Source organism: Rhodococcus sp. 2G, from assembly GCF_001886355.1.
Classification (GTDB): Bacteria; Actinomycetota; Actinomycetes; order Mycobacteriales; family Mycobacteriaceae; genus Rhodococcus; species Rhodococcus pyridinivorans.
Window position 1 is genome coordinate 1844943 of record NZ_CP018063.1, and the last position, 23083, is coordinate 1868025.

The window sequence follows — 23083 nt, forward strand, 5'->3', positions numbered from 1 at the left end:
GCTGTGGTGGCGGTGTTGCAGTGCGGTGTCGGCGAGCGCAGTGCTGTCCGTCGTGATGCCCGACAGGCGCCGGCGTCTCGTGTGGCGACCACGGTCTGCAACACCGGCTTCCTCCATCGAGACGATCGAAGAGTCCGACCCCCCAGCGCACGAGAGGATTTCGAGAGATGAGCTGCTACGAATGGGAGGCCGGGACGATCACCCTGCCAGCGGCCGCGGTGCCCGGTCTACGCAAGGCACTCAACGCCTCCGCGATCACCTACAGGGCACTCGTCGTGGCTGAAATCGACGCTGTGTGGAACGACGTCAAGGCCCTGCCCCTGGCCAAGCGGGTTGCCGCGATCCCCTACGGAGTGTCGATTCCGGTGTCGTACGACGACGTGCACACGCATCGCCGTGCCGATGCCCGGATGCGCGCACAGTCCATCGTCAAATCCAACGGCGGACGCAAGCCGACCCGAGCGGTCATCGCCGCCGCGTTTCCCATCCCCAACGCTCGGACCCGCGAATGGGGAGAGAGCGAGTTCGGCCTGACACTCGAAGGACGCACCCTCCACTGGGAAGTCCCCCAGAACAACCACGCCCGAGACCACGCCGCCGTCACCGGCCTGTATCAGGCTGCACTGACATATCTCAACGACGTCACCTGGACCCGCGGTACCGGCGGCGTGATCGTCGGCAACGACGAATACAACCGAGACACCACCTACGAAGGCGGTGGCGGCAACTACGTGACACACCGGTTCGGACCGGCGGGCCAGTAACCGATCCGGGGAGGCAGCGACCCACGCGGTGAAGCGGTGAACCCGCCAGCTACCGTCGCCGCCACCATGACCGCCCTGCGTCCTGCCTCACCACACGCCGTCGCCGCCACAGCCATCGCCACGGCCGCCCTCACCGGAGCCACAGTCGGATGGATCCTCATGCGCGTGGCCTACCGCCTCGACCGCCTCGCCGCACCAGATGGTGCCGGGGATCCCGTCTGGTCCCTCACGTGGACCGACGCCAGCTTCCCGTTCACCATGGTGGCCCTCGTCGTCGGTGCCTTCACCGTGCTGTTCGCGGCCCTCGCCGCCGCAGTAGTGCTCGCCCACCAAGCGAGCACCCGAGACATCACCCGCCAGCGCCGCATCCTCGCCACCGGCACAACAACCCCCCTGCTCAGGCGTCCGGCCGTCCCGGACGCCGTCCAACCTCCGAATCGAGGAGCTCACCCACGATGACCATGCACGCGCTTCCCACCTGGGACGCCCGACTCGCCGCCGCCAGCGCGGTCACCGACCACGCCGAAGCGGTCGCGTGGCTGCGGAACCGCCTTGCAGCCGCGCTCCGCTCCCATGTCGAGGTGGACCTGGCCGCGGCCTGGAATCCGGATCTGCAGTCCACCGGTGTGCGCTTGGCGGCCTGGCTCGCTCACGCCTACGGCTACGTCGCCGCCGTGCCCACCGGCGACCTCGCTGCCGGCGCGGAGATGCCGATGGTCGGCCAGTGGCTGACCGATCGCGCCGATCGACTGGCCGAGATGCCGCTGCTCATCGCCTCACCGGCCGCAAGTGCGGTCGCAATCGCTGCCGCACACGCACTGACCAACGACGACGCCGCAGCGCTCGGTGTGCAGGCCGAGGAGCTGCCGTACACGCAGACCCACCTGACCTTCTCCGCTCCGTTCACGGTCACCGCCGACGGTGACGACGCCGCGACCGAGACCATCCACGCGCTGAGTTGGTGGCCCGACGGGGGAGGATTCCGCATCGCCGACTGGATCTCGACGTACGACACCCTCACCACTGATGAGGCAGGCCGCGCGGACGCCGCCGCCCGCGCGTACGGGGGTGCGGCCCTGCCCGCCCTGATGCTCGACGCCGAGCGTCTGCACCCGCAGGTGTGGGCGGCCCCCGAGACGGGCGATCCACACGAGCGTGAGGGCCAGTTCAGCTTCGATGTACCGGTGTACGACCGGCGGGGTGATCTGTTCAGCCGGGTGGCGCTCGTGGTGCGACACCTGATCGCCGCGGGGATCCTCCACACGTCCATCGAGCGGGTCCGGCCTCCCGGTTCGACCGGGCACGTCACCCGCACCCCGGTCGTCGTGCTGCGCACCGACGATGATGATCGGCACACAAGCCGGCTGGCCGTGTACGGAGCGTCAGTGGCGATGCGCCGACGCCGCAGAGGACTCGACCGGGACTGCTGCACGGATAGGTGACATCTGAACTGTGGTGCCGTGAGGCACTGCTGGAAGGATGGACCCCGTGCCCAAGCCCTATCCGAAAGAGTTCCGCGACGACGTCGTCCGCGTGGCCCGCAACCGCGAACCAGGTCAGCACCTGCGGCAGATCGCCGCCGACTTCGGCATCAGCGAATCCTGCCTGACCAACTGGCTCAGGAATGCCGACGTCGAGGACGGCACCAAGCCAGGGACGACGAACGAGGAGTCCAGAGAGAACCGCGAGCTGAGAAAGCGGATCCGGTTGCTTGAGCAGGAGAACGAAGTGCTGCGGCGGGCCGCGGCGTATCTATCACAGGCGAATCTTCCGGGAAAATGATGTACCCGCTCGTCCGCGAGCTGGCCGCCGGCGGGATTCCCGTCGCGGTGACGTGCCGGGTTCTGGGGATCGCGCGCCAGCCGTACTACCGGTGGCTCGCCGACCCGGTCACCGACGCCGAACTCGAGGAGGCGTACCGGGCGAACGCCCTGTTCGACGCCCACCGCGAGGACCCGGAGTTCGGCTACCGGTTCCTCGCCGACGAAGCCCGCGATGCGGGCGAGTCGATGTCGGACCGCACGGCGTGGCGGATCTGTTCGACCAACAGGTGGTGGAGTGTGTTCGGCAAGAAACGTGGCTCGAAGAAGGGCCGCTCCGGGCCGCCGGTGCACGATGATCTCGTCGGCCGCGTCTTCACCGCGGATGCTCCAAACACTTTGTGGCTCACCGATATCACCGAACACAGAACCGAGGAAGGCAAGCTCTACCTGTGTGCGGTCAAGGACGTGTACTCGAACCGGATCGTCGGCTACTCGATCAGCGATCGGATGAAATCCCGTCTGGCTGTCACGGCCCTCGAATCGGCAGTGGCACGGCGGGACTCGGTTGCCGGATGTGTGGTTCATTCCGACCGTGGATCGCAATTTCGCAGCCGGAAATTTGTCCGCGCCCTCGCCCGCCACGACCTGGTCGGATCGATGGGTCGGGTGGGTGCGGCCGGCGACAATGCCGCGATGGAATCGTTCTTTGCGCTGCTCCAGAAGAACGTCCTCGACCGGCAGAGATGGGCCACACGCGAGCAGTTGCGCATCGCGATCGTGACTTGGATCGAGCGGACCTATCACCGCCGGCGACGTCAGCTCCGGCTCGGCAGATTGACGCCTGTCGAGTTCGAGACCATCATGACCACACCAGCCACACAGGCTGCGTGACCGAATCTGTCACCGGATCGTGCAGCAGTCCCACCTGCACTGGGACGACGCGGTTCTCGGCTGAACCGCTACCGGGAGTGGAGCTATAAGGGTGGTGGAATGCGGTGAAGTCCTGGCCAGCCCGATGGGCGGCGGGTCGTTGACATACCTTGTGCAGATCGGAGGGTTATCAGCGCTGGTCTTCGAAGAATTGGGCGGCGACCACAAGTAGCAGAAGTGTCGCTGGCGCCGCGACCAGTGCCACCGCCACGCATGTCGAACAGGTCGAAAACAGGACGACGGGTTTGATAAGTTGGGTTCGTCATTATACAACTGCCATCGGGACGCTTCACTTTGAGAGTTTTCGAAGCCGATACCGGCCCACTTCAGCGCCGGTCCTTATGGCTTCGGCCACCGAACCACTCGTCTTCGAGCACTGCCCGACCGGAAAGGTGAGTTGACGCCCATGCCAAAATCAACCCGGGAGAGCGCCCTTCAATGAGTAGCCCCATCAACCAGGCTCGCAAACTCGAACAGGTGCGATACGACATCCGCGGACGCATCCTGGACAAGACAGAAGAACTCGAAGCCGAGGGTCACACTATCCTCCGGCTGAACGTGGGCAACCCGGCGCCGTTCGGGTTCGAAGCTCCCGACGAGATCATGATGGCGATGATCCGGAATCTCCCCACCTCTCAGGGATACTGCGATTCACGCGGATTGTTCTCCGCCCGGACTGCGGTGGTGCAGTATTACCAAAGCAGGGGCATTACTGCACTCGACGTAGACGATGTCTACCTCGGAAACGGTGTTTCCGAGCTGATCACGATGACCCTCCAGGCGATGTGTGATCCTGAGGACGAGATCCTCATTCCAGCACCGGACTATCCGCTGTGGACTGCGTCCGTGGCGCTTGCGGGCGGAACACCGGTGCACTACTTGACGGATGAATCCAGCGCCTGGGCTCCGGATTTCGAAGACCTCGAGGCGCGCATCACCGACCGCACCCGGGGCATCGTCGTGATCAATCCGAACAACCCCACCGGTGCCGTCTATTCGCCGGCAGTGCTCCAACGATTCGCCGACATCGCACGCAGACATGACCTCGTACTGTTCGCGGACGAAATCTACGAGAAAATCGTCTACGACAACCAGGACGTAACCAATCTGGCTTCATTGACCGGCAGCGACGTCCTGTGTTTGACCTACTCGGGGCTGTCCAAGGCCTACCGGGTGTGCGGGTTCCGCGCGGGCTGGTTGGCCATTACCGGTCCACGTCACCGCGCCTTCAGTTTCATCGAGGGCATCAAGCTCCTCGCCAATATGCGGATGTGTGCCAATGTCCCGGCGCAGCATGCCATTCAGACGGCGCTCGGCGGCTATCAATCCATCAACGACCTGCTTCTGCCGAAGGGGCGGTTGACCGAACAGCGCAACCTCGCTCACCGGATGCTCAACAAGATCGACGGTGTCAGTTGTGAGCAAGCAAAAGGCGCGCTATACCTGTTTCCGCGCCTTGATACCGATCGATTCGGCATCGTCGACGACGAGAAGTTCGCGCTGGACCTCCTGAGCTCGGAAAAGATCCTCATCAGTCACGGCCGGGCATTCAACTGGTCCAAGCCCGACCACTTTCGGCTGGTGACCCTGCCGAGGGTCGATGAGCTCGGTACGGCGCTCGATCGCCTCGGCAACTTCTTGAGCCACTATCGGCAATAGCCCTCCGGCTGGGAAGAAGGGCGATGGGTCTATGCTCGCCCTTCCTCCGGCGGGGGACTGGCAGTCGACGCTCCGGCATTCCTGAGCTGGCCGCAGAACTTCCGGTCGTTCGACGCTACCCCGTTATCTAGCCTCTGACCTATAGGGGCTGGCTTCGATCGAAAAGCCCTCCACGGTCGCCATCATGTTCTCGAACAGTTCGGTGTAATTATCACCGGAAAGACGGAAGCGGCCGGCGACATGTTCGAAGAATGTGTTCGTCAGTGGAACAACCTGCCCCGGTTCAGGGAGCGCCTCTGCATAAGGGCCCGGGGTGACACCGATCATCGACGTCACCGACTCGATCCGGCAGGGCCGCTCATAAGGCAGTTGCATAAGCAACCAACCTGCACGGCCTTCAGGTTGACCTGTCGTTACTGCGCTGATTCCACGGCCGCAGGAGAGTTCGTATTGCATCCACATCAGATCGAACTTGTAGATCTCGCGCCACACGAAGGGTATTCCCGCGCCGCCGACTCTCGAGCCCATCTCAAGAAAAGTGCATGCCTGGTCCGGCATAGCGTTGTGGTCGACGAAGATCTCGATGTGGAACACAATTGTTTCATCATTGCTGCACATTGCTTTGAGAACGGAATCGATATAATCAACTATTCCGCGTCGAAGGGGAGAATCATCGATCTCCAACGATCCTAGGAAACCTCCGCTTTGGAATTCCAGGCAGGTGTTGAAGTTCCGTGATGTGCCGATGCGAACTATCTCGCCTTGAGAGTAGAGTCCGTCGATGTTGTAGGTCGGTAGATCGATGTAGGACTGAGCGATGTAGACGTATTGGTCATCGAGTACGACCCTCGAAATTTCCTGTGCGGATCTGACGACAGTCACGCCGACGCATGACGACGCGAGGGTAGGTTTGACGATGATCGGGAACCCGACTTCCTGCGCTAGCGCACGGATGTCCTCATGGTCCTCGACCGCGACGAATCGGGGCGCCCGGATGCCTGCTTTCTCCATCACTCGTGCTTGATGAAGTTTGTCCCGGAATCTCACGATGTCCGCGACCTTGGGGCCCGGGCAACCGAACCTCTCACGCAGTTGAGCAGCGACGATGGTGTCGTCCTCGTAAAGGGCGATTACATAGTCCGGCATCCCGTGTTCGGCGACCAGGGAGTTTGCTGCAGCAAGAACGGTCTCAAAGGAGTCCGTAGAGTCCACCTGTCGAAAGTCTTTCGCGAACACGGGGATCCCGCCAACGCCGACTTTGGTCGCGATGTAGGTGACCGTGTGTTGGGTGTGATCTACGTATTTTTCGTACTGGGCATACTCGTCGACCCACCGATTCAGGATCATCACATGATCAGTCATAGTCCTAGATCTCCTTGTTGAGTGCATACGTGGAAATATGTTTGCGGGACTGGTCAGTAAAGGCATGGCCGTTCCAGTCCGCGGTCCGGGATACTCGACTGAAGCCCGCCGCTGCCGCTAAATCGTCGATCTGTTCGCAGGTCAGATAGGCGATTGTGGAGGGAACGATGTGCACCCCTTGCCCGTGGCGAAGGGGACTGCTGCACGATCAGGGTGGTCAGTTTCGGAGCGGGGTTCGCTGCCCCGGATTTGACTTTCGAGGTGGTGATCGTGATCTTCTCGGTCAGCAGGTCGGACAGGCCTGTCAGCTGCGCCAAGGTCATCACCGGTATCAGGCCGCCGTACGACACGATGTTGTCGTCGTCGAACAGTGCGGACTCGGCGTTGAACGTGTGGGACACTTGCACTGGAAGTGCCTTTCTTGAACTGGACTGGTTTGTGCGTGAAGAACATCAATCATCCCAGTTCAGGGGGCGCTTTCTTTATTTCGACACGCCGCTACCCGCCGGGGGCATCGGTGGATTCAGGCTAATACCGCCGGGTCCGGGCGCGTGATGGCAGGATCGGGACTCGTGAGCTCCGCGAATCTGACCCGTGCCGAAACCGCCGCGCGCGCCCGCGCACTCGACGTGCACTCCTACCGCGTCGAACTCGACCTGCGGGGTGCCGTCGACGCCCGACGCACCGGATTCCCCACGGTCACGACGCTCGAATTCACCGCCTCCACCGACGAGGCCTGGCTCGATTTCATCGGCGACTCCGTCGAGTCGGTGACGATCAACGGTGAGCTCGTGCCCGTCGTCTACGACGGCGCGCGGATCACCATCGGTGGTCTGAAGGAGATCAACGTCGTCACCGTCGTCGCGACCGGCCGGTACAGCCGGTCGGGGGAGGGGCTGCACCGCTTCGTCGACCCCGTCGACGGCGAAACCTATCTCTACACCCAGTACGAACCGGCCGACGCCCGTCGCGTGTTCGCGTGCTTCGAACAGCCGGATCTCAAGGCGCCGTTCACCTTCGTGGTCACGGCCCCGCGCCGCTGGCAGGTGCTCTCGAACGAGGCCGCCGAGCGCACGGTGCAGCGCGACGACACCCAGACCGTGACGTTCGCGCCGACCCAGCCGATCTCCACCTACATCACCGCGATCGTCGCCGGCCCGTACCACCGGGTCGACGCGTCGTGGAGCCGCGACGAGCTGACGGTGCCGCTGGGAGTGCTGTGCCGCGCGTCACTCGCCGAGCATCTCGACGCCGACGAGATCGTCGAGGTCACCCGGCAGGGCATGGACTTCTACGCCGAGCACTTCGACTATCCGTATCCGTTCGGCAAGTACGACCAGGTGTTCGTGCCCGAATACAACCTCGGTGCGATGGAGAACCCCGGCTGCGTCACCTTCACCGAGGCGTACGTTTTCCGCGGTGCCGCCACCGCCGCCCAGCATCAGGGTCGCGCGAACACGATCCTCCACGAGATGGCCCACATGTGGTTCGGCGATCTGGTGACCATGAAGTGGTGGGACGACCTGTGGCTGAAGGAGTCGTTCGCCGATTTCATGGGCGCCTTCACCAGCGCTGAGGCCACCAAGTTCACCGACGCGTGGGTGGCCTTCGCGAACCGCCGCAAGGCCTGGGCGTATCTGCAGGACCAGCTGCCCACGACGCATCCGATCGTCGCCGACATCGTCGACCTCGAGGCCGCGAAGCTGAACTTCGACGGCATCACCTACGCCAAGGGCGCGAGCGTGCTCAAGCAGCTCGTGGCCTATGTCGGCCGCGACGCCTTCTTCGAAGGTGCCCGCCGGTACTTCCGCAAGCACGCCTTCGGCAACACCGCCCTCGACGATCTGCTCGTCGAACTGTCGAGCACCTCCGGCCGCGACCTGACGTCGTGGGCGCAGGCGTGGCTGCAGACCACCGGCGTATCAACCCTGCATCTCGAGGAGTCCGGGACCGGGTACGAGATCGTGCAGGGCGATCCGCGCCCGCATCGCCTCGCCGTCGGCTGCTACGACTCCGACGACTCCGGCGACCTCGTCCGCACCCACCGCGTCGAGGTCGACCTCGCCGACGAACGCACCCCCGTCGACCTGCCCGAGGCGGCGCTGGTGCTGCTCAACGACGACGACCTCACCTACGCCAAGGTTCGCCTCGACACGCGGTCGCTCGACACGGTCGAGTCCTCCCTGGACCGCGTCCGCGAACCGCTCGCGCGCGGACTGCTGTGGTCGGCGCTGTGGAACGCGACCCGCGACGGGGAACTCGCCGTCGACCGCTATCTGTCGATGGCCGCCGGGTTCGCCCCGTACGAGGCGGACATCGCGCTGCTCACCGCGGTGCTTGCCAACGCGGCCCAGGCCGTCGAACACTATGTGCCGGACTCGGCGCGCACCGATGCGCGGCGTCGCTGGCTCGACGCGGCCTGGGACGGAATGCACGGTGTCGCACCCGGCAGCGACGCCCAGCTGGCATTCGCCCGCGCGCTCGGTGTCGCGGCGAGCGTGGACGACCGGCACGCCGCCGACCTGCGAGCGATCCTGTGCGGCAACCTCGCACCGCCGGAGGGCCTGCGCCTCGACCCCGACCTGCGATGGAGCTGGTGGGCAGCGCTGACCACGACCGGCGACGCCGACGAGGCCGACCTCGACGAGGAACTGCGCAACGACGACACCGCCTCGGGACGCACCGCGCACCTGCGCGCGCTCGCCTCTCGCCCGCGCGCCGAGGTCAAGGCGCACGCGTGGGCGACGATCCTCGCCGACCACACCCTCACCAACGACCACCTCGACGCGACCATCGCCGGGTTCCGCGCCGGGGAGCGCCGCGACCTGATCTCCGCCTACGACACCGATTACTTCGCGGTGCTCTGTGAGACGTGGACGAGCCGCAGCATCGAGATCGCCCGCCGCATCGTCGTCGGATTGTTTCCCGCGGCCGACAGCCTCGAACCCGTCGACACCTGGCTCGAGGCCCACACCGATGCCCCGGCCGCGCTGCGGCGCCTGGTCATCGAACAGCGCGATCATCTCGCCCGCGACCTGCGTGTCCAGAGGATCAACACGCCGTGACCAGCCCGGATCTGCCCCGTCCCGAGGGGCCCGCGGTCCCGGACACGGTCGCCACCGCGATGCGGCGACTGCGGGAGAAGGCGACTTCGGAGAACACCCGCGCCGCCCAGATCGGCGACTGGACGATCTTCACCCGCTGGTGCGAACGCACCGGGCACAGTCCGATGCCGGCCACCGCCGAGCAACTGAGCTGGTTCCTCACCGAGAAGGCCGCCGAAGTGCGCCCCGATGGACGCTGGGCGTACGCGCCGTCGACGCTGTCGCGCTGGGTGTCGACCATCAACAAGATGCACGCCCTGGCGGGCCTACCGAAACCCGGTGGGCACGAATCGGTCCGGGACCTGCTGCGAGGCATCCGACGCGATCGGGCCACCCCGCCGGCGCGCCGGACCCCGCTGCTCACCGACGACATCCGCACCATCCTCTCCGCGATGCGCGTCGAGGCGGCCGACGGAGGGTGGGCCGAACGCGTCGCCGAACGTCGCGACGCGGCGCTGCTGCTCATGGGATTGGCCGGGGCGCTGCGCCGCTCGGAGCTCACCGGGCTCGTCGTCTCCGACGTCGTCCCGCACCGCGCCGACGGGCTCTACGTGACGGTCCGCCGGTCCAAGACCGACCGCAGTGCGCGCGGCCGCACGGTCACCCTGCCGTACGGGTCCGATCCGCACACCTGTCCGGTGTGTGCCTATAGACGCTGGCGGGAGGTGCTCGACGCGTGGGACGAGTCCGGACGCGAGGCCGTCGTCGACCTGCTCGGTACCGCCGCGGCCGACCCGGCCGAGCACTGCTGCCGTGGTCTGGCGGCCGGGCGCACGCAGGACGGCGACCGGCCCCTGTTCCGGCCGGTGCACCACAGCGGCGCGGTGGGGACGACCGCGCTGTCGGGGCAGTCCGTGCACTCGATGATCCAGCGCCGCGCCCGCCGCGCCGGATTCAGCGACGACCTCGTCGCCACCCTGGGCGGGCACAGCCTGCGGGCCGGGTTCGTCACCCAGGCGGTGCGCGGCGGCGCGACCACACAGACGATCATGACGCAGACCGGACACGCGGACGAACGGATGGTCGCGCTGTACAGCCGCCACCACGCCGGTCTCGTCGGCAACGCGGTCACCCAACTCGGCCTGTGAACGGATCCGGGTGGATCCGATCCCACTCAGCGACGCCGAACCCACCCGAATCGACGATGGAACCAGCCCAGGCCGTCGCCCGACGCTCGTAGGCTGAGGCGCGACCGACATACGGACAGGAGATCGCGGTGGCACAGACGAAAACGGACGCTCCGACCATCGACGAGTTGCTCACCGAACTCGCTGCACTCGACGACCCGAAGATCCGCGCGGTGAACGAGAAACACGGCGACGACCACGGCGTGAACCTCAGCGCCCTGCGCGCCGTCGCCAAGCGGGTGAAGACGCAGCACGAGCTCGCGCAGCAACTCTGGGCCACCGGCGACACCGCCGCCCGGCTGCTCGCGCTGCTGATCTGCCGCCCGAAGGCGTTCACCGCCGACGAACTCGACACGATGGTCCGTGAGACCGGCACCCCGAAGGTGCACGACTGGTTCGTGAACTACGTCGTGAAGAAGAACCCGCACGCGGAGGAGCTGCGCGGGCGATGGATGACCGATCCAGATCCGATCGTCGCGAGCGCAGGCTGGGCACTCACCGCCGAGCGTGTCGTCAAGAACGCCGACGGCCTCGACCTGTCCGGCCTGCTCGACATCATCGACGCTCAGATGCGCGACGCCCCCGAACGATTGCAGTGGGCGATGAACACGTGCCTGGCGCAGGTCGGCATCGAACACCCCGACCACCGGGCCCGCGCGCTCGACATCGGCGAACGCCTCGAGGTGCTGAAGGACTATCCGACGTCACCGGGCTGCACGTCACCGTACGCGCCGGCCTGGATCGGCGAGATGGTGCAACGGAAGAACGAGGCGAAGGCCACCCAGCCGTAGCTCACGCCACGTCGAGTGTGCGGATCTGCTGCCGGATCTCGTGCCACCCGGTGGTCCTTCCCGTCAGCAGCCACACCCGGGCGTCGATGTCGTCGCTCACAGGTCCGCGCACCTCACGGATCTCGGTGAAATACGGTTCGAGGTCGAACGGGTCGGCACCGGTGAACAGCACATCGGTGCTCGACTCGTCGGGAAGAGGGAAATAGCCGTACGCGCGGTTGGGCTGTGCGCCGACAGATCCTCGTACGCGCCCGCGGTGCTCGCGGCGATCCGTTCCCCGACGTCGCTGTTGGACATCGGCACCGAGACGGACGGCACGAGCGCGGCGAGCGCCACGCCGATCACCACCCAGCTCGCGGGCGATCAGCGCGACGACCACGACCGCAGCCACCGTCGCCACGATCGCCGGTATCCGCAGCACGAGGGGGTAGCCGTAGTACTCGGGAAAAATCGGGCGGATATGGCTGAGTGCACGCCTATGGTCTGTGGAACCGCGCGGGAGTGGCCGGCGGCCGGGAGGTGGCGGGGGTTGAGGCCGAGACGGTAACCACCACCTTTGGTTGTGTCGAAAAACCTTCGTTTCTCGACAGGGTTGAGCGTGAAACCGTTTATCCAGGTCGAGGATGTTGAATACCCGTGTCGAGAAACTACGTCGGATAACCTCACCGTCGGATATTGTCGACACGTGCTGATCGGCTACGCCCGCGTCTCGACCGGCGACCAGAACCCGAATCACCAGATCGACGCGCTGCGCCGGGCCGGCGTTTCCGACGAGAACATCCACGTCGACCACGCCTCCGGCGCGAAGGCATCCCGCCCCCAACTGGATCTGGTGCTCAGGTTGCTGAGACAGGGAGACCAACTCGCGATCACACGCCTCGACCGGCTAGGCCGCTCGGTACTGCACCTGATCGGCCTCGGCGCCGAACTCCGGGAAAAAGGGCGTCGGCCTGAAGGTGCTCGAACAGGGCATCGACACCGCCACCGCAGAGGGCCGCGCCATGTTCGGGATGCTCTCGGTGCTCGCCGAGCTCCAACGCGAGTTGATCGTGGCCAACACCCGCAATGGGCTTGCCGCAGCCAGGGCTCGCGGCCGCAAGGGCGGGCGCCCACCGAAACTCACTGCCGAGCAGGTCGAGCACGCTCAACGTCTCTACGACGCCAACACGCACACCGTCGCCCAGATCGCCGGACTGCTCGGCGTGCGCCGCACCACTCTTTATGGGCACCTGAGCAAGTCCGACGATGTATCGGCAGGTTCCGAGACAACGACCTCTACCGACCTTGGCCTGGACATACTCGAGCACCCCGTCCCGGTGCGGAAGACACGGGGTGCCTGCCCGAGTTGCGGGCACGAGCCCAGCACCCGATCCGAGGCCGCTCACCAACGCGCCGACGTGGCCGTCACCTGGCTACACCGAGACCTCGACGTCCCTGGCGAAATCGTCGCTCGAAACCATTGCCGCAATTGCCAACCTGAAGAACCTGCTGTCGATGTTGCCTGCACCGTCTGTGGAGACGGCCCCATCCTCGCCGGAGAATTCGCCGCCGAAATCGACACCAACGACGTCCTGCCCGATCCGGTACAACAGTGGCTCACCGACGCCGGATGGCAAACGGACCCAACGCTGCTGTGCCCCGAACATGCCTGAATGGCCAGTCGGGTCCTGGGTCCGCCTCTTGCCCGCGCCGAGTTGTCCACATAATCAAAACCCCACGCAGGTGCAACAGAACTCGCCCGCCTGCCATGCCGGGGTCAGTATTCACATGCCGTCGACACTCTGCGTCGACGTTGGGCAGGTGCACCTATACGCGACCTCGACGCCACGCCCACACGGACAGCCCGATTCCTACGACAGACGCCACCGGTAGCAGCCATCTCATCCGATTCCACATGGTGATCTCGTGGTACTGCTCGCTCGACAGGAATTGCCCTGTCGGTGTTCTCGGACCGGACAAGTCCCACCAGAGACTCCCGGAACTGCTCATGGCCTGTGGCCAGGCCATGAAGACCCCTACCGAGGTTACGATCATGAGGCACGTGACAGGGAATACCATCCAGAACCAAGGGGATTCAGGGGTCCGCTCATGTCGGGAGCCCTTTGGCAGAACCACACACGCCACCAATGCCACAACGCCGAAAGCACAGAATATCAACCACGCCACGACCTCGATGGTAGTGGTCCACTGCTGCACACTCCTGGAGGCGTAGGATCGTCGTCCACGATGGGCAAAGAGATCATATCTCGGGCCTAGGTCCGGGCGTCTCTTATGCGGTGCGAGCGGTAGCAACTGGCTCTGAGCGCGTACAGGCCAGCGGCGGACCTGTTTGTTCTCCAGATGAGAACCTGGAGAAGGTAGTCGACGGGACCGATCGTTAAAGGAAATCGATCGCGTAGACCTCTTCGGTCTCTCTATTCCCGGGTTCGGATATGATTCGGGCCTTGGAGGCTGCCATTTCGATGCCTGCCCCATCGGGATGGTCGATCTTGTAGTAGACCGCTATCCGGTGAAGCAAATCGATAATTATCTCCGCTCGACTACCCTCGTTCTGTCGACGTTCGTCCGGACGGAACAAAATTCGACTGTAGCGCTCGTTGCCCATAGACACGCGATCGGGAATGAAGTCGCGAGCATAGCGCTCGATGGTGGATCCCCAGATCGGCAGGTTGTCGTAGAACACAAGGTTAGATGGGCAGAGATAGTGTGGCCGCGGAACGTAGGGAGCAGACGTCGTATAGGATTCTCCATCTGCCCTCAACCAGCTCATCCCAACTCGTCCCACATTGCGACTGTATTCGACTCCGTCGACTAACACCTCCCACGCCGATTCCATAGGTGCGACAGTTGCAAGAAAAAACCGTAGAATTCCGTCTCTTGACGTTTGTCCTTCGATTTCTATCAAGAAGTATCCCGACGGCCTTATAAGGATACTGGAGATCCCGGATTCTTCAATGTGGTCGAATTGCTGAATTCTGGAAACGGAGCGTGTTTCGCAGAGGTTGTCCCAATAGCTCATGATACCTCTCGTACTGAGGTTATAAAAAGAAAAGGTGTTTTAGGGCGAGCTTCCTTGCTACCGCCTATCGTCCGCCTTCCCGACCTCGCTTCGGTGAGGCTCGGGACCTCCATGGCATCAGGCGCACCGTCAGGTCGACAAGGAGCGGGAGTTTCGAGAATTGGTTGGTTTCCCGTCCGTGAAACTCCCGCTCGGCCATGTCCCACTTGGCTCGCTGCGCGTGAGCCGCAGTTTATGTGTGGTCGTCGATGGGGTTTGTCCACTGGCAGAGGTCGCCGGGCCCGCTTCCTGAATATTCCGAACAAGTGTACCGACCGATCGCGAACCGAAGCCCGCCAAATGTTTGGTCGTATCCGAGCGACGGAATCTCCAGTCCGAGATTGATTACCTCGACGAAATATTTTCCCTCAGAGAGCGGAGTATTATAGGTACTGTATGCCGGATTGGTGTCCGTCCCAGAATTAACGAGGGTCTTCTCCGTTACAGTCCGATCCCCGGCTCTAGAAATATCCTGTCGCACTCGGTAGGTCAGAGCGAAAGTTCGTGACGGGAAGCCGAGGGTAGTCACTCTGGTCTCGACCCGTTGGTTAGTCCTATTGTCGAGAATGTTTGCAACTTGGAAGGCGAACTCTTTGCTCCACTCGACCTGCCCCGAGCTGGATGCGGCACCGATACACAAATCAACATGCTTGGATACACGCGGTCCGTTCAAGCTCGGCGCGGAAATGTTGGTCGGCTCCATCGTGTCGCACTCTATTGTGGAGTTGTTGAGGCGTGGTATTGACGGGGCCTGGTTGAATTCCTCGGAATCCGGTACCACGAAGACATTCTGCCCGCCTGCGCCTGTGACCGTTACGCCGAACGGTGTGCAACCAAATTGGAAGCCGGAGGTCAATCCGGAGTCCTGGGCCGTGCTAAGCGCAACGTCGATGCAGGAGTACGCTGACCTGACGGGTGAACGAGGCGTTTCAATGTCCCGATGTTCAAAGGCCTGAAACGTTCCTCCGATGTCGTTCGGGCTCGCATCGGATACAGGATATCCATAGACGCTCTGCTCGTAGCCTGCTGTAGACCATTCGTCGAGGACCGGACTGGTCACGGGCCATGCTCCGTGGTTGGGGTGCCAGTAAAGGACGCCGCGTTCGAAGCGGTTCATGCGGCCTTCGCTGCTGGCTCCGACCCAGATCTCGTCGGTGATGGGGTACCCGAGCAGGCCGCCGGGTCCCTCCCCACCGGTCAGTGCCCATTTGTCCCGGATCGCACCACCGATGACATTTGCTCCAGGTGAAGCGACAGGGTGCCAGTAGATGTCCGCGTTCTGGAAGTGCTGGCGGCGACCGATCCCGTCGGAATTGACGATCTCATCGGTGGTGGGATAGCCCAGGAAGCTGGCCTCCCAGCCGAACGAGCCCCATTTGGTCATGAAGCTGTTGACGACCGGGTGAGCGCCGGCGGTGGGATGTGCGTAGATTGGCCCGACAAGAAACTCCTGGCGGGATCCGATGCCGTCGGGGTTGGACAGCTCGACGTTGATCGGGTGCTTGAGGAAGCTGTTCTCCGCACCGAGGGATAGATACTTGTCGAGGATCGCCCCGCACACGATATGCGGTGACGGCCAAAAGTACTGACACGCCATCGGCGCGAACGCAGACCGGGAGGCCTGGGCCTGAGCCTCCAATGTCTCGGCCAGGTCGGCGTCGGCCTTGGTGAACGGCTCCGGGATCTCCTGCCGGTCGGACCGCATCTGTCCGGGCACGATCGTCGCGTTCGGATTCTCCGTGGGGCCCGACGCGTAGGGAACCTTGCTGATCGGTGGTACTTCTGTCGGCCCCGATTCCGGGGTCTGGGTGCTCACTTCCGTGGGAACCGCCGGGGCCTGCGCAGGCTGCGGCGCCGCAGCGGTCGCCGAGATTGTCGGCACGGGCTCGGGCGCCGGTGGAGTCGTCGCGCACGGCACGGATGGCGGCGTCGTCGCGGTCGCGGTGGACGACGGTGTGGTCGTGGGTGCCAGGCAGGGATCAGCCGAGGTCTCGACTGGCCTGTCCGTCGGTGCGAGGTCTGGGGCGGTCGAGAGTGTGGTGGTCGTGGGAGCGGCCGGGCTGGTGGTGGTCGGCTGTGCGAGCGCTGCCGACTCCCCGGCGGCAATCCTCACCACAGCCGTGCCGGCGACCACACACCGGCCCAGCCATCTGTGTCGAGACATGAAGGAACCACGCTGAGTGTGCAAATCCATCTGACACCTACTGTCTTTCGAGTGGTACAGGGTCAGCGGCGGCGCCATCGCTGCCTCAAAACGTAAACGCTTTCCTATGAAGCGCAAACGCATCAGGCATCACTTTGGTAACAGAAAACAAATGTTCAGTATGTTGAGGAAGTCCGATCCCGGGTCGCGTTCGGCGTGCTATGTGCCGCGCCCACGATCTCGAAACGGGGCTGTACGGCTCTGCCTGCTGGCGTGCTGCGCGACGAGCACGCCGACGGGCTCGCCCCCTGGACGTACTGGAATAGCGCCATGACGGGTTCTGGTCGAGGGCGTCCACCACCGCTGTCACCGCGCACCGACCGACACCGTCGAGCGCCGAATCCGTAAACCGCTCCTGCCCGGGAACCTGCCATCGGGCGCGGTTGTCTCTGTCAGGCGGCGCTCAGAACAGGGTGTCGGCAATCCGTAGCGGCCGGTAACCGGTGGGGCCGAGCTGAGCCAGCTCACCCTCGATGTCGACGTCGATAGAGCCGAAGAAGTTGATGTTCTCGCTGTGCGCCGGGGAGATATGGGTCAGGACCTCGTCGTCGATAGCCCGTCCGGACTTGCGCATCGACTCGACCGCCAGCCCGTAGTACTCGGTTGTCCAGGTCACCATAGCGTTGGTGACCAGCGTCAGGCACCAAGCCTGCTCGGTCTGCTGCTCGAGGTGGCGGGCACGGATCGTGCCCTCGTGGGCATACAGCAAGTCACGTTTGAGGGCGTGCAGCGACTCGCCCTTGTTGAGCTGACGGGAAATCCTGCGTCGGTACGCGGGATCGGACAGATAGCGAGCAGCGTAGATGGTGCGCCGCACCGCACCGTACTCCTTGAGGGCTGCGGCGAGCGCGTTCTGCCGGGTCGACGCGGAGAGTTTGCCGACCAGCAGCGACGCGGTGGCATGCCCGAACTTTAGCGATCCGGACAGGCGCAACAGATCGTCCCAGTGCGCGGCAATCAGCTCGAGGTTGGCCCGCCGGGTCAGCAGCGGCCCCGCGAGCGGGGACTTTGCCTCTGCCTGTGATTTCGGGCCGGTCCGGTACAGGGTGATCTTGCCCAGATCCCGGATCCGCGGGGAGAGCTGCAACCCCAGCAGGTCGAACAGGCCGAAGTTGACCAGCGTCACCCCGTGCGTGTCGGTGGCGTGTTCGGTGATCGGGATATCGGTGGCATTACCGAGAATCTCGTCGAGCACATAGTGCGCCTCGCGTTTCGTCGCGACGATGATCTTGGTCCCGTAGGTGGTGTGCTGGTCGGTCACGTGCGTGTACGTCGAGAGCCCCTCGTGCGCGAAGTACCTGCTCAATGCCCTGGACGTGATCGATTTTCCGCGGGTGGGGAACTGCTGCCCATCCGAGGACGACAGCGTGCCGGAGCCGAGAATCGGGGTCAGCGGCAACGTGGCCGTGGTAGCCGATCAGCGCGAGGTTCGCCGCCCGCAGTGTCTCCTCCCGCACGTACCACTCTGCGGTCCAAGCCAGCGTGTCGTAGGAGATGCCGCAGGCATCCGCCATGCGGGTCAACCCGAGGTTGGTCGCGTGCGCCAGAAGCACCGCGATCAGATTCCGTTTCAGCTCCGGGCTGCGGGTCGCCTTGCCGCCGGCGTGGGTGAAGCAGTCCAGCAACCCGGTGCGCTGGTCCATCTCGATCAACAGCGACACGATCGGCGCGAACGGCAGCATCTCGGTCAGCTCCGCCTTGAGTGCCACCGACTCGGCTGGCACGTCCTCCGCAGGCAATGGAGAGATCACCAGATCGCCCCGCTCATCGAGGCGGACCGGGCCATCGCCTTCGCTGAGAGTCTGTTCCAGTTCGCCCAGCGCCGTGTGCAGCTCGTCCTGCAGCTGGGCCAGCGCGGTGGTGGCGTCGGCGGGTTTGCCGACCAGTCGACAGAACTCTGCACGCTGGTCGGCCCACTTTTCGCGGGTGAGCAGGTAGGCGGTCGGATCGCAGTAGCGGCGCGAGCCCGGCACCCACACATCCCCCGACCGCAGCCCGTCGCGCAAGGCGAGCGGCACGCACAGCTCCCAGTAGTGGCGGGCGGTACGCGCTGGTGTTGCCGCTTTCGGTCGCCGTGTCCAGGTAGCCGCGCCAGCGGGCGGGTACGAACCCGTTCGGAGCATCGTCGGGGACCTTGCGGGCACCGGTGGCATTCAAGTGCCGCAGGATCGCCACCGCCCCCAGCAGCTCGGTGGCGGCGGTGCCGCCGGCGAAGGTCACTGCTGCCAGCACCTGTGGGGTGAACTGCCGCAGGTACCCGTAGGAGCCGTCCAGCGAGGCGAGGTGGCCGTGATCGCGCGGCAATGGTGGCAGCGCGGTCGACTGCGCCGGCCGCAACCGTTGCCATCCGATCTTCTCGCCGCGGATCAGTGCGCCGACCTGCTCGTCCGGCATCGCCGGGTCGGCGACGATGGCTAGGATCGCGTCTAACAGCGACTGCCGGTCCTCCCCGGACTTGGCGCGTTCGGCCAGCGCTTCGCGCATCTTGTGTCCGGCCTTGCTCTCCCGCGCCGAGATGGCCTGGTCGAACAACTGGATCACCTCGTCGAGTACCTCGGTGGCCGACTGCGCCACCAGCGTCAGCAGGATCGGGTACCGCCGTTGCGGCTCACGTCGTGTCAACGCCTGCGCGGTCAGGCGGCGACCCATCGTGGCCAGGAACCGGCGCCGCTCCGCGGGCAGTGCCGACAAGTCCAGGGTGTCCGCGCCGAGGGAGCGCAGGAACTCCAACTTCGCGATCTCGGCCTTCACCGCGGCGGGTGAGGCCTCCACCGGTCCGGTACCCAGCCACCGCAGCCGGGTCATTCCGATCATCGGATCGGTCACCAGCAGGCCATCGAGTCCGGTCCGGCGTTCGGCGGTGAATTCGTGCGCCAGCCGGGCGAATGTCTCTCCCTGCGCCACCTCTCGTGCATGGGCAATCCGCTTGACCACCGTCAGCGGACCCGGCCGGATCACCTTCGCCGAGGTCAGGTATTCACAGGCCAGCCGAAACAGCAGGGTCGGCGAATCGTGCTCCATCGCCCGCGCCAACAGGAACTCGTCGAGTTCCTTGAACTCCAACGTCGTCGGCGTCCGCCACCCGAGATACCTTGCCGCCAGTAGTAAATGATCTGTGCGGGTCTTTGCTCGCCGCCCGTAGGAGCCGATCGCATCCGGATCGACTCGAAGCTGCTCGGCCAGCCGCAGAACCGCTGACCGTGGTGCGGAGGTCACGTCATCGGGTACGAAACCCAGCCACGGCAGCGTGCACAGGGCAACAGCACGACCCAGCCGGTCGGCTGGACCGCGACCTCGACCTGGGTCGACGAACGCCGCATCGGCCGGGGTTAATGTGAAGAAGCGGAACAGCTCCTCCCGCCCGATCTCCGGGAACCTCCGCAGGGACATCAACTCTTCTTCGGTGAACACCTGGCCTGCCACCCGCATCTCCCACCTGAGTACGAAGACTCCCAGGTCAGCAGGTTACCTGGCCATATCCGCCCGATTTTTCCCGAGTACTACGGCTACCCCACGAGGACCGACCCGGGCACGACCACCTCGGCGACCCATGCGATCAGCGGCGCGACCGGCGGCTGGTCGGCCAACCCCCAGTCGAGGTGATTGCGGCCCACGGCCAGCATGTACATCTCGTCGAACCAGTAGCCGCGGCCACCGGCCACCGCCGTGACCAGGTGTGCGAACGCCACGAGCGCCCGATCACCCCCACCGCGCGGCCTGCGAACGGGATGGATCACCAGCCGCTGCGGTGCTTCGTAATCGACTGTGCGGTCCTGACCCAGGGCATTCGCATTCGACTTCCGGTGTCGGATCGTTCCGGTCGGTACCGGGAGTGGGTACCTCCCCGATTGGGTACCGTTCCGAGCGAGGGTACGCGGCAGGCCGGGCCCCGCATGCGCTTTCGCGGGAAAGCCCTGGCCGGCGCCGGATATCAGCGACGACGAGGAGAACGATGCAGCTCCCCACCACCGACACCGACTTCGACACCCTCGACGCGTGGTGGCGGGCCGCGAACTATCTGTCCGTCGGCCAGATCTACCTCATGGACAATCCGCTGCTGCGCGAACCGCTGCGGCCCGAACACATCAAACCGCGGCTGCTCGGACACTGGGGCACCACACCGGGATTGAACTTCGTCTACGCGCACCTCAACCGCGCCATCACCACCCGCGACCTGGACATGATGTACGTCATGGGTCCCGGTCACGGCGGACCCGGACCGGTGGCCGCGGCGTGGCTCGAAGGCACCTACAGCGAGGTCTACCCGGATATCTCCCGCGACGAGGACGGCATGCGGCGCCTGTTCCGCCAGTTCTCGTTCCCCGGCGGCATTCCCAGCCACGTCGCCCCCGAGACCCCCGGATCGATCCACGAGGGCGGTGAACTCGGCTACTCCCTCTCGCACGCCTACGGCGCCGCCTTCGACAATCCCGATCTGATCGTCGCCGCGGTCGTCGGCGACGGCGAAGCCGAAACGGGGCCGCTGGCCGCGAGCTGGCATTCGACGAAGTTCGTCGACCCGCGCCGCGACGGCGCGGTACTGCCGATCCTGCACCTCAACAGCTTCAAGATCGCCAACCCGACGGTGCTCGCGCGCATCGGCGAGGACGAACTGATCTCGCTGCTGCGCGGCTACGGGCACGAACCGATCGTCGTCGCCGGCGACCATCCCGCAGACATGCATCGGCGCTTCGCCGCCGCCCTCGACGCGTCGCTCGACCGCATCTCCGAGATCCAGCAGACCGCCCGCAGCTCGGGAAACGCGACCCGCCCGGCGTGGCCGATGATCGTGCTCCGGTCCCCGAAGGGCTGGACCGGCCCGGTGGAGGTCGACGACGCCCCGGTCGAGGGCACGTGGCGCGCCCACCAGGTGCCGATCGGTGATCCGCGCAGGAACGACGAGCACCGCCGCCTCCTCGAGGAGTGGCTGCGCAGCTACCGGCCGAAGGAGTTGTTCGACGACGACGGCGTTCCCGTCGCGGCCCTGCGCGACCTCGCGCCCCGTGGCACCCGGCGGATGAGCGCCAACCCGCACGCCAACGGGGGAGCGGTGCTGCGGGATCTGATCCTGCCCGACTTCCGCGACTACGCCGTCGACGTTCCCGAACCGGCCACCGCCACCGGCGAGGCCACCCGCATCCTCGGCACCTTCCTGCGCGACGTCATGCGGCGCAACGCCACGAACTTCCGGATGTTCGCGCCCGACGAGAACAACTCCAACCGCCTCGACGCGGTCCTCGACGCCACCGACCGCACCTGGAACGCGCGCATCGAGCCGGGTGACGACCGGGTCGCCCCCGACGGCCGCGTCATGGAGATCCTGTCCGAACACACCTGCCAGGGCTGGCTCGAGGGGTATCTGCTCACCGGCCGACACGGATTGTTCTCCAGCTACGAGGCTTTCGCGCACCTCGTCGACTCGATGGTGAACCAGCACGCCAAATGGCTGCTCACCACGAACCGGATCCGCTGGCGCCGCCCCATCCCGTCGCTGAACTACCTGCTCACCTCCCACGTGTGGCGGCAGGACCACAACGGCTTCTCGCACCAGGATCCCGGATTCATCGACCACGTCGTCAACAAGAAACCCGAGGTCGTGCGCGTCTACCTGCCGCCGGACGCCAACACCCTGCTTTCGGTGGCCGATCATTGCTTGCGCACCCGCCAGTACATCAACGTGATCGTCGCCGGGAAGCAACCGGCCGTACAGTTCCTCGACATCGACGACGCGATGACCCACTGCCGCAAGGGCATCGGGATCTGGCAGTGGGCCTCGACCGACCGCGACGTCGAACCGGATGTGGTGCTCGCCTGCGCCGGCGACATCCCCACGATGGAAACCCTCGCAGCCGTCGACATCCTGCACCGCCGCTTCCCCGACCTGCGGATCCGGGTGGTCAACGTCGTCGACCTCATGCGGCTGCAGGACGACCGGGCGCACCCGCACGGGCTGCCGGGCGCGCACTTCGACGCGCTGTTCACCACCGACAAGCCGGTGGTCTTCGCCTACCACGGCTATCCGTGGCTGATCCACCGTCTAGTCTACCGGCGCACCAACCACGAGAACTTCCACGTCCACGGCTACATCGAGGAGGGCACGACCACCACACCGTTCGACATGTGCGTGCTCAACCGCATCGACCGCTACCACCTCGCGCTCGACGTCCTCGACCGCGTCGAGCGGATCCGGCCGATCGCCGGGCACGCCCGCGAGGAACTCGAGAACATCCTCGCCGAACACACCCGCTACGTGCGTACCCACGGCGAGGACATGCCGGTGATCACCGACTGGCACTGGCAGGGCGTCGGAATAGACTGAGCG

Annotated in this window: 15 protein-coding genes and 3 pseudogenes; 11 read left to right on the forward strand and 7 right to left on the reverse strand. The window is 65.0% G+C overall.

Annotated features, from left to right (window positions below):
* Positions 1-167 precede the first annotated feature (167 nt).
* The 5 genes from BO226_RS08685 to BO226_RS08710 all read left to right on the forward strand — a co-directional run bounded on the left by BO226_RS08685 (position 168) and on the right by BO226_RS08710 (position 5116).
* The gene (locus BO226_RS08685) at positions 168-764 is read left to right on the forward strand and encodes a hypothetical protein (protein WP_071935012.1); all 597 of its coding nucleotides are present in this window, start codon (positions 168-170) and stop codon (positions 762-764) included.
* 36 nt (positions 765-800) lie between these two features.
* Entirely contained in the window at positions 801-1223 is a 423-nt protein-coding gene (locus BO226_RS08690; protein ID WP_071935013.1) for a hypothetical protein, read from the forward strand.
* On the forward strand, positions 1220-2206 hold the full coding sequence (locus BO226_RS08695; protein ID WP_071935014.1) for a hypothetical protein: 987 nt from the start codon (positions 1220-1222) through the stop codon (positions 2204-2206). The genes BO226_RS08690 and BO226_RS08695 overlap by 4 nt, the downstream gene beginning before the upstream one ends.
* Before the next feature lie 46 nt (positions 2207-2252).
* Positions 2253-3418, forward strand: a protein-coding gene (locus tag BO226_RS08705; RefSeq protein WP_112320133.1) for an IS3 family transposase whose coding sequence is annotated in 2 segments (ribosomal slippage) — positions 2253-2525 and positions 2528-3418 — 1164 coding nt in all. Because the reading frame shifts where the segments join, the coding sequence is not laid out codon by codon here.
* Positions 3419-3895: 477 nt separating this feature from the next.
* Positions 3896-5116 (forward strand): pyridoxal phosphate-dependent aminotransferase, encoded by a 1221-nt coding sequence (locus BO226_RS08710; protein ID WP_071935015.1) that lies wholly within the window; start codon positions 3896-3898, stop codon positions 5114-5116.
* A gap of 123 nt (positions 5117-5239) precedes the next feature.
* On the opposite strand, the gene BO226_RS08715 is transcribed toward BO226_RS08710, so the two are convergent.
* Both BO226_RS08715 and BO226_RS28015 read right to left on the reverse strand, forming a co-directional pair.
* Positions 5240-6478 carry an ATP-grasp domain-containing protein gene (locus BO226_RS08715; RefSeq protein WP_071935016.1) on the reverse strand — a complete coding sequence of 413 codons (1239 nt, stop codon included), beginning with the start codon at positions 6476-6478 and terminating at the stop codon, positions 5240-5242.
* A 206-nt stretch (positions 6479-6684) separates the two neighbouring features.
* Positions 6685-6885, reverse strand: a pseudogene (locus BO226_RS28015) (IS1380 family transposase); the annotation flags it as partial.
* A gap of 165 nt (positions 6886-7050) precedes the next feature.
* Here BO226_RS28015 and pepN point away from each other — a divergent pair.
* The 3 genes from pepN to BO226_RS08735 all read left to right on the forward strand — a co-directional run bounded on the left by pepN (position 7051) and on the right by BO226_RS08735 (position 11500).
* The gene (pepN, locus tag BO226_RS08725; protein WP_071936391.1) at positions 7051-9543 is read left to right on the forward strand and encodes an aminopeptidase N; all 2493 of its coding nucleotides are present in this window, start codon (positions 7051-7053) and stop codon (positions 9541-9543) included.
* On the forward strand, positions 9540-10670 hold the full coding sequence (locus tag BO226_RS08730; RefSeq protein ID WP_071935018.1) for a tyrosine-type recombinase/integrase: 1131 nt from the start codon (positions 9540-9542) through the stop codon (positions 10668-10670). The genes pepN and BO226_RS08730 overlap by 4 nt, the downstream gene beginning before the upstream one ends.
* A gap of 128 nt (positions 10671-10798) precedes the next feature.
* Positions 10799-11500 carry a DNA alkylation repair protein gene (locus BO226_RS08735; RefSeq protein WP_064851800.1) on the forward strand — a complete coding sequence of 234 codons (702 nt, stop codon included), beginning with the start codon at positions 10799-10801 and terminating at the stop codon, positions 11498-11500.
* Between the two features lies 1 nt (position 11501).
* On the opposite strand, the gene BO226_RS27655 is transcribed toward BO226_RS08735, so the two are convergent.
* The gene (locus BO226_RS27655) at positions 11502-11891 is read right to left on the reverse strand and encodes a hypothetical protein (protein WP_198040621.1); all 390 of its coding nucleotides are present in this window, start codon (positions 11889-11891) and stop codon (positions 11502-11504) included.
* 294 nt (positions 11892-12185) lie between these two features.
* On the opposite strand from BO226_RS27655, the pseudogene BO226_RS28025 reads away from it, so the two are divergent.
* Positions 12186-13152: pseudogene (locus tag BO226_RS28025) on the forward strand (recombinase family protein).
* A 725-nt stretch (positions 13153-13877) separates the two neighbouring features.
* Here the strand turns inward: BO226_RS28025 and BO226_RS27660 are convergent.
* The gene (locus BO226_RS27660) at positions 13878-14183 is read right to left on the reverse strand and encodes a hypothetical protein (RefSeq protein WP_071935021.1); all 306 of its coding nucleotides are present in this window, start codon (positions 14181-14183) and stop codon (positions 13878-13880) included.
* 568 nt (positions 14184-14751) lie between these two features.
* On the reverse strand, positions 14752-16374 hold the full coding sequence (locus BO226_RS08765) for an LGFP repeat-containing protein (protein WP_232238090.1): 1623 nt from the start codon (positions 16372-16374) through the stop codon (positions 14752-14754).
* A gap of 4 nt (positions 16375-16378) precedes the next feature.
* On the opposite strand from BO226_RS08765, the gene BO226_RS26980 reads away from it, so the two are divergent.
* A complete protein-coding gene (locus BO226_RS26980) occupies positions 16379-16738 on the forward strand; it encodes a hypothetical protein (protein ID WP_071935023.1) in 360 nt (119 codons plus the stop codon).
* 426 nt (positions 16739-17164) lie between these two features.
* On the opposite strand, the pseudogene BO226_RS28565 reads toward BO226_RS26980, so the two are convergent.
* Positions 17165-20190: pseudogene (locus BO226_RS28565) on the reverse strand (Tn3 family transposase).
* Between the two features lie 77 nt (positions 20191-20267).
* A complete protein-coding gene (locus BO226_RS08780; RefSeq protein ID WP_071935024.1) occupies positions 20268-20498 on the reverse strand; it encodes a hypothetical protein in 231 nt (76 codons plus the stop codon).
* 215 nt (positions 20499-20713) lie between these two features.
* Between BO226_RS08780 and BO226_RS08785 the strand changes: the two genes are divergently transcribed.
* A complete protein-coding gene (locus tag BO226_RS08785; RefSeq protein ID WP_071935025.1) occupies positions 20714-23080 on the forward strand; it encodes a phosphoketolase family protein in 2367 nt (788 codons plus the stop codon).
* Positions 23081-23083: the final 3 nt, after the last annotated feature.

Excerpts from the sequence above, each read along its gene's own strand:
- BO226_RS08685 (WP_071935012.1), top strand. The coding sequence starts at position 168 with ATGAGCTGCTACGAATGGGAGGCCGGGACGATCACCCTGCCAGCGGCC.
- BO226_RS08695 (WP_071935014.1), top strand. The coding sequence starts at position 1,220 with ATGACCATGCACGCGCTTCCCACCTGGGACGCCCGACTCGCCGCCGCC.
- BO226_RS08710 (WP_071935015.1), top strand. The coding sequence starts at position 3,896 with ATGAGTAGCCCCATCAACCAGGCTCGCAAACTCGAACAGGTGCGATAC.
- BO226_RS08715 (WP_071935016.1), bottom strand. The coding sequence starts at position 6,478 with ATGACTGATCATGTGATGATCCTGAATCGGTGGGTCGACGAGTATGCC.
- BO226_RS08785 (WP_071935025.1), top strand. The coding sequence starts at position 20,714 with ATGCAGCTCCCCACCACCGACACCGACTTCGACACCCTCGACGCGTGG.